Here is a 12,972-nt window from a genome sequence, read left to right on the forward strand (position 1 = left end):
CATGAGCATTAATATTTCTTTTGGTGGTGCAACCATCAAACGGCCCGGTGCTAACTCCGTGGTAGATTCTGCTGGAATGACTCCCGTGACACTAGGGAGTAACAAGGTGCTGGCAATGATCGGCGTCCCGCCAGCGGGAAATAAACTGCCAGAGGATAGGGTGTCATACTTCAACGATCCTAAAATTGCCGCCGCTACTATTGGCGAGGGTGAGTTGTTGGAGGTTATGAAGGTGTCTTGGCGAAAAGGTGCGGACCTTATTGGTGTTGCTCCTGCTAAAATCACAGCCCCCGCTACGGCACCAACAGATACCGATTGGCAGACGGCTATTGACCTGTTACAGACAGAAGACGTGACTGGGATTATTCCTCTCACGACACAACCAGCAATTTGGGCCAAAGTGGATACTCACGTTGAATTTATGTCCAGCGTCAAGAATCGGAGGCGCCGTCGCGCATTTTATGGACACAAGCCAGGGGCTACAATTACGGAAATTAAAGACTTGGCAGCAGCACTTACAACTGAACGAGGTTTGTTAGTTTCTCCTTGCCCTCTTGTCGCTGATAGTGATGGCAACAAAGTAGTTAAACCCGGGTACTATATGGCCGCCGCTGTTGCTGGTGAATGGGCCGGACAACCTTCCCAAGTGCCCGTTACGTATAAACTGGTCCAATTTGATGGCTTAGAAAAAATTTATATCGGCCTTGAAATCGAAGAACTACTGGAAGCCCACATTTGTCCTGTTGAACAGGTTAAAAATGTGGGCTTCCGTATTGTACAGGGTACAACGCTCTCGACAAGCGCAGATTTGACCAAGGCAGAGTTATCAGTTTCTACACTGGCAGATGATATGAGCGCAAATGTCGAGACGTACTTCGAGAACAAATACGTCGGACAAGCTGGGGTGAAGGGGATCGAGGTCACCATTTATAACGATTTAATGTCGTTACTCCAAGAGTTTGTGAAAAACAATTGGCTAACTGGTTTTGTGCCGGAGTCCACGAAAGTAACCAGAAACGGCACAGCATTTTGGTTGGATTGGGAAGGCATACCAACGCTACCGATTAACAATTTCCTTATTACATCACACTTCAATCTTAAATAAGAAAGGGGGAATAAGCCTTGAGTATTGTAAAAGACCAACCAGCTCATGCCGGGCATACGATACGCCTTAAGATCGGCGGTGTTGAAGTCGGCCGGGGGCAACGGCTCAGTGGTAATCGTTCTTTCGGAACGGAAAACCAGTATGAAATCGGCTCTATTATGCCGCAGGAGTCCGTTCCATTGAAGGTTGACGGGACAATCAGTTTGGAGAAATATCGTATCCGTAAGAAGTCTTTAGCTGAACTTGGGCTGTCTTCATACGGCGCGGGCATTTTGAATATGAACGTAATTGATATTGAGGTAACTGACAAGTACACGGGCGATATTGTTATTGTATATCGAAGCTGCACATTGTCTGAATCCTCTGAAGACTTCAGCGCAAATGCAATGTCTGGTGAAAATGCAACTTGGAAGTATCTTTCTGCCGATTATGGCACGCCTGAAATTGCATAATTCTTAGTTATGCCCTTTCTTCTGAGAGGGCTTTTTTATATTCCAAATTAAAAGGAGACGGTTAATAATGTCTGAATTTACTGAAGAACAAAAAGCTGCTGCTCAGGCAGCTATTGAAACAGCGCAGCGGGTCAGAGCTGGAGGTGAGTTAAAGGAAGGGGAAACTCTTGACTATACTTCTCCCGAGGGTAATCACTATACGGGCATATTGGTGTTCAAGAAGCTCACAATGGCAGACCTGATGAAGATTGGAGCTATCAAGTCCGAAATTTTGCGAGAAGCAGGCGTAAAGGATGTGCAACTGGTCGATGACGACATTTTGTTCATGGCACATGTTATTTCTGTGCTGGAAATTGCTCTGTACAAACGTCCGGAATGTCTTCTGAAGCTAAAAGAGATTACAGAACCAGGCCTGTTATTTTATGTGTACGGTAAGTACCAAGTATGGGAGGCAGAGTTTCGTAAGGACTTTCGAAACGCATCTGAAGACAATAGCGAGGATGCCAAACGAGAGGAAGCTTTGGTTACTCCGTAAGTACGCATATGGAGGTGTTCCACCTACCGATCCGCGTATATTAGCTATGACTGACGAGCAAATTGAACTGGAGTTTGCACATTTGGAGCTGGACCGCAAAGCGCGTGACGGCAAGGGTGAGGACTATGACGATCCAGAGTTCGAAAAATGGGAGAATGAGACCGAGGAAGCTGATAGCAAGCTGTCTTATGACTATACAGCTCCTAAAACTCCTGCTGTAATCCCAGATGATGATTGGGAAGACGTCGAATAGAAAGGAGGGAACATTTTGGCAGCAGAACAAACCATACGGGTATCAGCCAAGGGAGAGTTTGGACAGCTCCAGCGCGGTCTAAAGCAGCTCCAACAGGATTTGAAGGGCGTTGCTGGAGTCGTGGACAAAGGGGCAGGACGCGGCGGTTTTTTTGACGACAAGCAGCTCCGGGCTTTGGATATTTACAAAAGTAGATTCGTCTCGACCATGCGCGAGCTTGACGCGGAATTTAGGAAGCAAAACAATGTCGTCGAGTCTCTTTACGGTAAGCTTCAAGGTGCGCAACGTTCCGAACGTGAGGAAATAAAAAAGACTATTCAGCAGCGCGAGCGTCAATTGGACGTAATCCGCAAAGAACTGATGATTACTGAACGTTTGTACAATCAGCGCTCCAAAGAGGCAGGTGGTTATCGTACTGCGCCTGTGAATGGTGGTGGTTCACAATCTTCGGGTGGTCTGGATTCCGATGGCATAAATAGTAAGCTGAATGATGGTGTTTTTGGAAAGTTACTCAAAGGAGCTGCGGGCCGCGCTCTGACCGCTGGTAAGATGGGGCTTGGTCTTGCGGGGATCGGCGGGATAGGGGCTATCGTTTCGCAAGCTTATAGCCTTGCATATGCCCGTCAAGTCGGTTCGCTTGACCTTGCACAACGTATGCGGGGACAAGCTGGATGGAGCGGACAGGCCACAGATATGTGGAATCGTTCTTCCGCAGTTGGTCGATCTGACCGTATGGGTTACAGTGCAGCGGAAACGTGGGGGTTTCTTGACCAGTACAGCCGAACCGCTGGTAATATAAGCGCTGATCAGCAGAGTGGGCTTCTTAAATTTGGCCGTGCATACGGACTGGATACATCCGAAGTGGCTAGTACCGCCGGGACCAACCGTGCTTCAGGCGGTATGCAGACTCCAAAGGGGTTTGCGGATGCCATTGCGGGTAGTGTGGCAAAGTCGGGCATGACTCCACGTATTGTCGAGGTAATGGAAACCAACAACACTCTGCTGCAACAGATGAACACCACGCTAAAAGACGGCAGCTCCAAACAAATTTTGGCCTATCAAACTACGTTGGACCGGATCGGTGCCGAGAGAGGCATGATGCAGTTAACGGGTGCTAAGGGTGGTAACCTTATCGGCGGCTTGGGAGGTATTTTTTCGCCGGGTAACGACAACTGGAAGTGGATGGGGGTCCAAGCACTCCGACAATACAATCCTAAAAAGTATGGCAGCATGGATCTGTTCGGGCTGGAAGAATCTTTTGAAGACGGCCTTATGAACAGCGATAACGTTCCTGCTATGGCTAAATATATTCGATCCCAAACTGGCGGAAATGAGAAGCTTACCAAGCGTATTATGCAGCGTTGGCTTACAGATGGCGGCTTTGCAGCAACCAAGAGGGAAGCCAGTGAGTTTTATGACGCTACAAATGGACTGTCTGTGTTTAGCCCTGACCAAATGAAAGCTTTGGAGTCTGGTTCTATTGATTCCGGCGCGAAGTATGATGCCGAGCGTAAAGGAGCTAAAGGACAGGGGTTCCTTGATACTGACGCACAATACCAGAACAGCCTTACGGGTCTTGGTGATGAATTTGTCGGGATTGTAAGCAATCTTAAAAAAGGTGTTGGCGGTTTCGTAACCGAGTTCGTTGAAGATTTAAACAAAGTCGAAAATGCTGTTAAAGTTGCAGGCGATGGTTTAAGCGAAGCAGTCAAAAAAGCAATGAATTCCTTGGGTGTTCCTTCGGATACATCCGAAAGTATTAGCAGTTTTGTTGGTAATGTTCCTGGTATTGTAGCGGACAATCCTGCTGAAACGTTTTTAGGGGCTGTGCTTGGCTGGAAAGGTTTTAAAAAGGCTAAAGAACTACTGAGCAAGTCTTCTGGTGGCACTGTTGCTGATGTGGGCGAAGAAGTAATAAAAGACGCGACTTCCAGCACAGGCGGAAAGGTTTTGAGCGGTGTCAGCAAGGGAATCAAAACAGGCTCCAAGGTTGGAGGGGGCGCTCTTCTTGCTACCGATATTTTTAATATTTTTTCGGAACACATTGAAGATAAGAATAGAGCTCGTAGACTTTTTGAGATTTATGAAGGTATAGAGGAAAATAATGCTTCACCTCTTACAAAAGGGACTCCATTGTTCGGACAGGGCGGAGAAATTAAAGCAGATACCCGTTCATGGTGGCAAAAAAATGTGTCTGATCCAACTACATCTAAGATAAATTCATGGAAAGATTATATTGAGTATTTCGGTAATGGTGCGGGCGATTCCGACATTGGCCGTATGCCCGGTCAAGTGACTCGCAATGTCGAAGATATGTCCACGGCCGGACAAAATAAGTTCAGACAAATGGATCGGACGACCAGTGATATGGCCGCTGATGCAGCAACCAAATACATGTCCATGGAGCGAAACAGTAGCAGCCTCCTGGATAAAACGGTATGGATTTTCCGCAATATGCTGTACACCGTGCAGAATGGCACAGCGGACATGTTAGCAGAGTTTCAGAGTTTGCGAAGTTCGATGGCTGCCAGCATGGGTGGAAGTGGCTTAACCGCCATGGGAAATGGTTTCAGCATTTCATCAAAAATAACAACCATGAGTGGGATCAGCGCCGAACAGCTCAACAAAAAATTAGGCGGCGCTTTGGCCGGAAAAGGCGCTCAATTTGTACAGGCTGGTTTGCAGTTCGGCATTGATCCGGCTGCATTGGCGGCTATTAGTATGCATGAGACTGGGAACGGCACGGCAGCAGCGGTCCGAAATCGTCATAATGTGGGCGGTATGATGGGCGCTAATGGGTTGATGAATTTTGCAAGCATTGACGATGGCATAACGGCCATGGCTCGGAATTTGAAAGTTAATTATGCCGATCAAGGAATTGATACGATAGAGGGTGTTCAGCGCAAATATGCTCCAGTAGGAGCGCGAAACGATCCTGATAATCTCAATAACAATTGGTCTAAGGGCGTTGTGAAATTTATGAACGACCTTACTGGTGGCATGTCTACCGGATCGGGTGATGGATTTTTCAAGGACTGGAAAGCGAATTCTCGTTTTAAAGATAAAGAAGGGTTTCGCACACATGAGCATAAGGGCTTGGACATTAGGGGGAAACAAGGCGATAAACTGGATGCTCTTACAGGTGGATCGGTTTCCTTCATAAAATATGATGACGGGAGCGCCCTTGACCCGGACCGCAAAAAGAATACAACGGCTGGAGGTACGACAGTAGGCGTGAAGATGCCTGACGGAAACACGTATTTCTATGCTCATATGTCTAATGTCAATCCTTCTTTAAAAGTCGGCCAGAAAGTAAACACCGGGGATTTCATCGGAAATTTAGGCGGGGCGCGAGGGGAAGCAGGGAGCGGATACAGCACAACTGGAAGTCATTTGCACCTTGGATATATGAATAGTGCTGGTACGAATATGGACCCAGAGGATTTGCTAAGGTCACTTGGCGTATCAGGAGATTTTAAATCCGGGGCGGGCGATAGCGATATTGGATATATGCCCACCACTAGTTCAAAAGAGATCCGGCATAAATCCGAAGTTACCGTTAACTTGAATGTTTCTGGCGAAGGTGCGAAGGTGTTGAACGCTGCTACACAATCGCAAATTGAGAAGATTGTAAAACGATTCGTGACAGAAAGTGAACGGCAACGGTTGCGTATGTCTCCAGTAAAGGCGGGCTACTCATGATTGAACGTTATAATTGGGCGCCAGTCGGCGGTGCGGAGGGCAAGAGGTATGTTCCTATTATCCGCGTTAGTTTCCACACAGATAAAGCCTGCTACCAGCTTAAAGGTAGCTTAACAGAGGATACAGGTCAGGACCCCACAAGTCAGGTGCTTTCGGTAACTACGCAAAAAACTTTGGATGCTCCGGCAGGGACGATGAATATTGTCCTAGCTGGTGACAAGTGGTTTCGTTCTCAGCTCATAATGGCGAATGATCTTGTGGTCGTGCAGATGGGATATAAGACGATCAAGGGCGAGGAATTATCTACGGTCATGGTCGGTCTGGTGGATCGGGTGCGGCGAACTCGCAGCGTAGATAACGGCATGACAACATCCGTTCAAGCGCGTGACTTCGGGAAGGTGCTCATCAAGTCCAATATAAAATTTTATCCCGAGATATCTGGCGGTACCGATAAGTTTTTCCTGACTGAAAATGGTTGGCTAGCGATGGCTAAATATTTTCAGTCGGAGAGCATTGCTAAGGGTAGCCCTGCTGTAATTTTGGATGTCATTATGCGGTTTATTTTGCCAAAGCTAAACAGCGTAAAATGGACTGTTTGGGATGAGAAAAAGACCGAACCTGTTGCAAAAAAAGTTGATGTTACCAACATACTCAGGTACAACTTTGCAGCCGTTCCGGTATTTCTACCGCAGTTTTTTACGCTGGACCGTTATGAAGGCTCTTTGTGGAACTTGATGGAGCGAACGTCTACCAAGCCATTTACAGAACTGTTCGTGGATGTGCGTGAGCCGCTGGAAGCATGGAACCCGGGAGGTAAGCCAAGGGTTGTGAATGAAACTATTGAGCAATCTAGCGATCAGACAAAGGCCAAGTTTCCGAAGGGAGAGGGCTATTACCCGTTTCCGCGTTTCCCCTTTGGGAAGGATAACAGCGTGGTTTCGATCTTCCTGCGGAATACACCTTTTTCAAAGGATGCCTGGGATAAGCTGCTGGTGCACGAAGTAACTGCTGCGGACGTTATTGACGAGGATTTATCCTATTCCGACGATGAGCACTATAACCTATTTTGGGCCGGGACCACAATTAATCCGTTTGGGTTTGATTTAAAACGGGTAGCTCCCCCGATTATGAACAAGTCTGCTGTCGAGAGATATGGCCTTGCTCCGCTTGAGGTTGAGATCGAAGGATTGGCTATAGACCCGAGCAAGCCGGAGGACACAACCAAGCTAGAGCAAATGAGCAAAGCATATACGGCCAAGCTGAAGGAGTGGTTTGAAAACAACCACAAATTTTTAAATGGCTCCATGACGGTTCGTGGCAAGGGTAGCTATAAAATAGGACAACGATTACAAGCGTCTGGAATTATGAAGGAATTTTATATTGAATCCGTCACGCAGACGTACAACGTGTTTGACGGATGGACTACAACATTGCAGCTCACCCGTGGTCGGGACTATAAGCCACAAGCGGCTAAAACCTCCAACGCGACAACAGTAGCGGCGAACGCAGCAGCCGGGAAGAAACCTGCTTCTGCAAAAACCACATCTGAGGTCAAAGCCGATTATTATACCGTCAAGAAGGGTGACAGTCTATGGAGCATCGCGGCTAAATTGTATGGTAAAGGCGACGAGTGGACAAAGCTGTGGGAAACCAACAAGGACATGCTTATTAAGCGGGATGGTCGTAATGCGTCTCAGCATGGCAAATACATTTATGTTGGTCAGATTCTTAAATTACCGGGAGGAAAATGACATGAAGGATCAGAGTGCCCTGGGGGGCAAGTCAGTTAACCGACTTCCAGAGTTTAATTCCACCCGGCTTGCCCACGTGACCAGCACCAAGAGCTACGAGAAATATGGTCGTATTGAGGTTGTTTTTTTGGACTACAGCCAGCCCGTTCCTGTGTGGGTGATCGGAGGTATTGACCGGGAGCCGGTGGAAGGGGATACGGTCATTGTGGGGTATTTGGACAACCGCAAAGACGCTCCCTATTTGGCCGGATTTTTGCGGAACGGTAGCTATGGAACCAACTTCATTATTATTAAGAGGGACCTTATAAAGCTTCAGCTACCTATTTTCGAGATAGGCGTAAAGGACGGTATAGCCGATAAGGATGTTCAGGGGCATTTGCTGGATGCGAGTAAGCAGCAGCAACGTGCCTATATGGAGCTTACACCTGAACATGCTTTGGTTAGTTATCCCACGGATAAAGAGGGAGAATTATCACCCGCTACTGTAAAAATCACGTCCAGCGGAGCGGAAATATCCTGTCCGGTTCCAGACGAAGCGCCAGCCTATATACGCGTGACTGCGGGAGGATTTGAATTTTTTCATCCCACGGGCAAAGCGATATTCAAGTTGCCGAAGGGAGATATGATCGTAGAGAAAGGATGATAGTTGTGGCGCTGGTGAAGAACTCAACCCGCGATCAAAAAAAGTTTTACCGTATGACCTTTGAACTGCGTAAGACGCTGCCAAGCGGTGATTCCGGGTCTATCACCTTGCACACGCTCCTGGTCAATCCATCGGATTTTACACAGGACGAGCCGGGACGAGGCAACATCGTACAAACGCTTGGAGGGGCATATGTGCCTGACTTTGGTTTGGGACTGCCTACGGTTACTTTGTCTGGCACAACGGGATATAGCAAGCGGACATCTGCGGAAAACAAAGAATTGGACGGATACGAGGAATTTATAAGTTTTCGGGCCGATATTCACCGCAAGTTTCTACAGGCCAACGATCCGCAGCACGCTTTGTATTGGTACAACTGGGAGGACAACGAGTATTACGAGATCCATCCACAAAACTTTCGGCTCCAGCGGAGCAAGTCGGAGCCGTTGTTGTACCGCTATGAGTTTCGGTTTACTTGCCTTCGGCGGCTTACCAAAACACGAAGGGAAGCAGCCACGGATTACCTGAAGCGAAACCCTTCCACAAAAGATATGGCCGGGAGACTGTCGGCAAACGTATCTAACATAGGGGAGTTGCTAAACAAGCTCACGAAAGGGGGATGATTGATGTTGGAGTCGATCTATTTGCCCGAGGAAGAATTGACTTATGTAAATTTCCCGTTGCTCAGAGAAGAACGTCAGAGCGTTGAAGATATTACGGCCTACGCTCTGCGGGCGTATACGGCGCTATCGGATTATAACGAAGCATTGTATGACCGGGTTGATATAAATACGGCTGAATTGGAACAGTATATTACGCTGTGTCGAGATACTTGCAGCCGCTTGGCTTCTGCTACTAGCATCCCCTTTAACTTGTTGTTGGAGCTGCGATCAGTCCTGACAATGCTGTACAAGCTGCGTACATTGGCGGCCGATAGTAGTTCGAACGTAATCGGAGAGCCGACAGCGGCAAGCGTGGAGGAAGAAGGCTTATGATTGAACATGTGCTGAATGACGCTGATACGATACAAGGTTTATCCGTGCTGTACAATGTGCCTTGGCAGGATATTGCGGATTATAACAATTTGGAATACCCGTATACCATGACGAGCCGTGAGGCGTATTACACGCTGTATGCAAGCGGGTATTTGCTGGTAAGGCGTCAAACGGTGTCACTGCCACTTACGCTGTATGCTGGTTCATTGTTTATGACGGATGTGGACTCTCAAGGTGTTCAGAGAGTATATGAATTGGTTGAAGACACGACCCTTGCTGCTGGTGTGGCAGAGGGTTATTTTTATGTCCGCAGTCGGCTACCGGGGAGCTTTGGGAACACCATTGCAAATAGCATTTTTTTGTCCAGTGTTGAACCCGGTTCTTTGTCTGTTACGAATCCAGAACCTTTCACCAACGGAAAAGATGCGAAGGTACGTCTTACTGGACAAATTGTTTATATAAACAACGCTACTGAACTGGCGACTACGCCCAGCGCGGAACCATTTGGGGGTACCGATCTTAAAATGACTCCAGACGGTGACTTGTCCGATGACGGAGCCGGAGACTGGGAGGTTGTAACGGGGATAGACAATATCAAACAGGCCGTAAGCCACAGGCTGGTAACCCGGCGTGGTAGTCTGACACAGCACCCAACCTATGGCAGTCGCATTCATGAGTTTATTGGACTGGCTCAGGCCCCGTATATACGCCAACTGGTTGAACTGGATATACACGAGACACTTGCCTATGAGGATCGCATAGACGGCGTGACAGTGGATAGCGTGATTGTGCAACTGACGTTCATGTATATTTCACTGACCATAAGTGTTGCGGGCAGCAAGGAAAGTATAGGGCTACAAGTGGACCAATCCGGCGTAGCCATTGCCGTATAGAAAGGAGGGAGTATTTTGGCTTTTGAACGCAAAACCATGGAGAGTATTGTACAAGACATGGTGGACTGGTCAAGGGGCGTATCTTCCAAAATAACGGATTTTAGTATTGGCTCACGGGCACGAACCATGTTGGAGGCAGTAGGGAAAGAGCTGGAAGAATATTACGACAAAACTTGGCGGGCCATGCGTAAAGCAATAGGAGAAGGGATCTATTCCGCTTTTGGATTTCCGAAGCTTCCAGCTCTGTACGCAACTGGAACGGTCACGTTTACCCGTGTAACACCAGCAAATACCAATTACCTTGTCCCAGTTGGAACCTTGCTCAAAACGCAGGCTACGGCTTCAAAAGCCCCGATCAATTACCGCACCACCTCAGATGCGGTAATTGCGGTTGGAACAACGAGAGTTGATGTACCTGTAATCTGCCTGACACCTGGCTTGGACGGTAACACAGAAGCCCAAACCATTACCGATTTTGTATCCAAGCCAACGGGAATTGACACGGTATTTAATAGTGCTGCCTTTTCCAACGGGAAGGAAGAAGAGACAGGAGACGAGCAGAAGAATCGCTTTAAAAAGTTTATTGCTTCTTTATCAAGGGGAACATTGCAAAGCATCGAATATGGAGCGACTACAGTCCAGCTCACAGATGCAACAGGGCTGGCGACTGAGCGCGTGATAGATTGCCAAGCGTTTGAGGATTTACCCACCCGGAAGGGGGAGGTAGACTGCTATATTTGGAATGGAGTTGGCACGGCCTCCCCTGAACTATTCGCAGCTATTCAGAAAACGTTGACTGGGTATTATGAAAACGGCAAGCCCGTATATGGGTACAAGTCTGCTGGAATACAAATTAATTTGTTTTCCGTTACCACCAAGCCTGTCAGCGTACGCTTGACAATAACATTTAATGAGGGCGTTACACTTGACACGGTACAGGGCGACATTGAGCGAGAGATTAGGGACTATTTCAGCGGGGTTAAACAAGGACAGGAAATGGTACAAACGGAGCTGGAAACCCGCATAAAGCTGCTGAGTGGCATATATGATGTGAAATTGGATTTATCCGTGGATGGTGGCACAACATGGTCCGATGCTAACCCAACCGCAGGAAAAACAGAGAAGCTTGTACCACAGTTCCCGATAATTTACCGGGAGGCGAGCGTATGAGGATTTTAAAAAAGCTGTTGGACAACCTGGGTGATAAATGGCTCAAGCTTCCGAAGGAGGTTCCATTTTTAACACTCGGGCGTGGATCTGGCCTGCATAGTATGGTGACGGTGGATGAAGGGATGCTTTATTTCCACAGTGCGCCGTATCGCATAGAGCTGCCGGATAAGCAAGCGGTCAAACTACAAGAAGTGGACACGGTGGGATTGATAGAGGCTATACGCAGATTGGGGTACATTGCAGATTTAGAGCCTGAAACGATTAGACAGGATGCCGTACCGCTGGCGCTGATAGAAGTAACGAATATCCCGGTTGATTCGACATTGAATGCCTTCGCAAGCAATGTTTGGCGGCGTATGTATCCGATATACCGTACATTGCGTAAAGCGGAGTCGGACACGGATCTGGCACTGTTACAACTGGACCGAAATATGGCAACTGGACGTTGGCTCGATTACTGGGGCAGCTTCTTTGGTATGCAACGCCGCCCTGGCGAATTGGCTGAATCTTTCCGCAGACGATTTACAATGTGGGTGCTGAATCCCAAAACGAACAATGTAGCCTTGCAGGAATTACTAGCCTATCAGTTGGGTGAGTCCGGTGGGGTGGAGGTATACGACAAGGCTCCTGCGGTTTTGGGTGTTCGACTGGATGCCAAGTATACGGAAAGCGGCGAGGTCCTGTCTGCATTCAGGAGTATTTTGCTGGAGAACAAAGGTGGAGGTATTGCTTTTACTACTTCTGTCCATGTATATACCCCTATTCAGCACACACATTCCTACCAGAGTAGACTGCGCTTGCGATCCGCAGTTCATTTTTTTGGGGGCAGGCCGTGGTATCTGGATGGGGTAGAAGTGTTAAACGGGTCGGCCTCTTTGTCCGGCTGGACTGGTGGGCGTCGGCGGTATGTTAATAAGCTGGAGTTGAAGATCAAGCATCGTATTGAGAATGATCAGACTGGAGTAGTGAAGGCACGAAAAAATTATTGGTTGCTTGATGGTAGCGTTATGTTGGATGGCAGTCGGACATTAAGTTCAACGGAAACGATCATGGAAGCTTAGAAAGGATGATAGCAATGGCTGAACAAGTATTAACGGTAACAACTGCCTACGCAAGAGAGCAGATGGCCCGAGCGCGGGCAGAGGGTGGCACACTAACGAAGGTGGTCAAAATGGCATTCGGTAGCGGTGGAGTGGACACAGAAGGCAAGCCGCTTCCCTTGGACGGAACAGAGCAGTCCTTAAAGTCTGAACTGCTTCAAAAGGATATCTCCAGTTTTGAATTCATTGCCCCGGCCACTATACGGTACGTCTGCTCACTGGCTGAAACTGAACTAGCCGGGAAAACGATCAATGAACTGGCGTTGGTTGATTCGGCTGGCAAACTAACGGCCATACGAACCATGACCAACAAAATTAAGGACAGCGACATGGAGTTTATATTTGAGATCGACGACATTTATTAAGGAGGGGT

General features: G+C 47.9%; 13 protein-coding genes. All 13 read left to right on the plus strand.

The genetic code is table 11. The features are described 5' to 3' along the window. Position 1 precedes the first annotated feature (1 nt). The 13 genes from AC5ELV_RS11345 to AC5ELV_RS11405 all read left to right on the plus strand — a co-directional run bounded on the left by AC5ELV_RS11345 (position 2) and on the right by AC5ELV_RS11405 (position 12,964). On the plus strand, positions 2 to 1,105 hold the full coding sequence (locus AC5ELV_RS11345; RefSeq protein WP_493430272.1) for a phage tail sheath protein: 1,104 nt from the start codon (positions 2 to 4) through the stop codon (positions 1,103 to 1,105). 17 nt (positions 1,106 to 1,122) lie between these two features. Beyond that, positions 1,123 to 1,557, plus strand: coding sequence for a hypothetical protein (locus AC5ELV_RS11350; protein WP_493430273.1), 435 nt, complete (start codon positions 1,123 to 1,125; stop codon positions 1,555 to 1,557). A gap of 67 nt (positions 1,558 to 1,624) precedes the next feature. Continuing rightward, positions 1,625 to 2,092, plus strand: a complete 468-nt coding sequence (locus AC5ELV_RS11355; RefSeq protein WP_493430274.1) for a hypothetical protein — start codon at positions 1,625 to 1,627, stop codon at positions 2,090 to 2,092. Beyond that, the gene (locus AC5ELV_RS11360; protein WP_493430275.1) at positions 2,058 to 2,345 is read left to right on the plus strand and encodes a hypothetical protein; all 288 of its coding nucleotides are present in this window, start codon (positions 2,058 to 2,060) and stop codon (positions 2,343 to 2,345) included. Before AC5ELV_RS11355 ends, AC5ELV_RS11360 begins: the two co-directional genes overlap by 35 nt. Positions 2,346 to 2,360: 15 nt before the next feature. After that, the gene (locus AC5ELV_RS11365; RefSeq protein WP_493430276.1) at positions 2,361 to 6,047 is read left to right on the plus strand and encodes a M23 family metallopeptidase; all 3,687 of its coding nucleotides are present in this window, start codon (positions 2,361 to 2,363) and stop codon (positions 6,045 to 6,047) included. Then, positions 6,044 to 7,798, plus strand: a complete 1,755-nt coding sequence (locus AC5ELV_RS11370) for a LysM peptidoglycan-binding domain-containing protein (RefSeq protein ID WP_493430277.1) — start codon at positions 6,044 to 6,046, stop codon at positions 7,796 to 7,798. The genes AC5ELV_RS11365 and AC5ELV_RS11370 overlap by 4 nt, the downstream gene beginning before the upstream one ends. 1 nt (position 7,799) lies before the next feature. Further along, positions 7,800 to 8,441: a hypothetical protein gene (locus AC5ELV_RS11375; protein ID WP_493430278.1), complete on the plus strand. Its 642-nt coding sequence runs from the start codon at positions 7,800 to 7,802 to the stop codon at positions 8,439 to 8,441. Positions 8,442 to 8,446: 5 nt separating this feature from the next. Next, positions 8,447 to 9,064, plus strand: a complete 618-nt coding sequence (locus AC5ELV_RS11380; protein WP_493430279.1) for a hypothetical protein — start codon at positions 8,447 to 8,449, stop codon at positions 9,062 to 9,064. Between the two features lie 3 nt (positions 9,065 to 9,067). Further along, the gene (locus AC5ELV_RS11385; RefSeq protein ID WP_493430280.1) at positions 9,068 to 9,436 is read left to right on the plus strand and encodes a hypothetical protein; all 369 of its coding nucleotides are present in this window, start codon (positions 9,068 to 9,070) and stop codon (positions 9,434 to 9,436) included. After that, positions 9,433 to 10,329 (plus strand): contractile injection system sheath initiator, encoded by an 897-nt coding sequence (locus AC5ELV_RS11390; protein ID WP_493430281.1) that lies wholly within the window; start codon positions 9,433 to 9,435, stop codon positions 10,327 to 10,329. Before AC5ELV_RS11385 ends, AC5ELV_RS11390 begins: the two co-directional genes overlap by 4 nt. A 15-nt stretch (positions 10,330 to 10,344) precedes the next feature. Continuing rightward, entirely contained in the window at positions 10,345 to 11,499 is a 1,155-nt protein-coding gene (locus AC5ELV_RS11395; RefSeq protein WP_493430282.1) for a baseplate J/gp47 family protein, read from the plus strand. After that, on the plus strand, positions 11,496 to 12,560 hold the full coding sequence (locus AC5ELV_RS11400) for a hypothetical protein (RefSeq protein ID WP_493430283.1): 1,065 nt from the start codon (positions 11,496 to 11,498) through the stop codon (positions 12,558 to 12,560). Before AC5ELV_RS11395 ends, AC5ELV_RS11400 begins: the two co-directional genes overlap by 4 nt. Positions 12,561 to 12,574: 14 nt before the next feature. After that, positions 12,575 to 12,964 (plus strand): phage tail-collar fiber domain-containing protein, encoded by a 390-nt coding sequence (locus tag AC5ELV_RS11405; protein ID WP_462873290.1) that lies wholly within the window; start codon positions 12,575 to 12,577, stop codon positions 12,962 to 12,964. The last annotated feature ends 8 nt before the right edge of the window (positions 12,965 to 12,972 follow it).

The sequence above is a fragment of the Paenibacillus sp. NMA1017 genome, assembly GCF_058895805.1.

Bases quoted from the DNA above. Each gene is read 5' to 3' on its own strand.
- AC5ELV_RS11360 (WP_493430275.1), top strand. From the start codon at position 2,058: ATGCCAAACGAGAGGAAGCTTTGGTTACTCCGTAAGTACGCATATGGA.
- AC5ELV_RS11385 (WP_493430280.1), top strand. From the start codon at position 9,068: ATGTTGGAGTCGATCTATTTGCCCGAGGAAGAATTGACTTATGTAAAT.
- AC5ELV_RS11405 (WP_462873290.1), top strand. From the start codon at position 12,575: ATGGCTGAACAAGTATTAACGGTAACAACTGCCTACGCAAGAGAGCAG.
- AC5ELV_RS11400 (WP_493430283.1), top strand. From the start codon at position 11,496: ATGAGGATTTTAAAAAAGCTGTTGGACAACCTGGGTGATAAATGGCTC.
- AC5ELV_RS11355 (WP_493430274.1), top strand. From the start codon at position 1,625: ATGTCTGAATTTACTGAAGAACAAAAAGCTGCTGCTCAGGCAGCTATT.
- AC5ELV_RS11345 (WP_493430272.1), top strand. From the start codon at position 2: ATGAGCATTAATATTTCTTTTGGTGGTGCAACCATCAAACGGCCCGGT.
- AC5ELV_RS11370 (WP_493430277.1), top strand. From the start codon at position 6,044: ATGATTGAACGTTATAATTGGGCGCCAGTCGGCGGTGCGGAGGGCAAG.
- AC5ELV_RS11390 (WP_493430281.1), top strand. From the start codon at position 9,433: ATGATTGAACATGTGCTGAATGACGCTGATACGATACAAGGTTTATCC.
- AC5ELV_RS11375 (WP_493430278.1), top strand. From the start codon at position 7,800: ATGAAGGATCAGAGTGCCCTGGGGGGCAAGTCAGTTAACCGACTTCCA.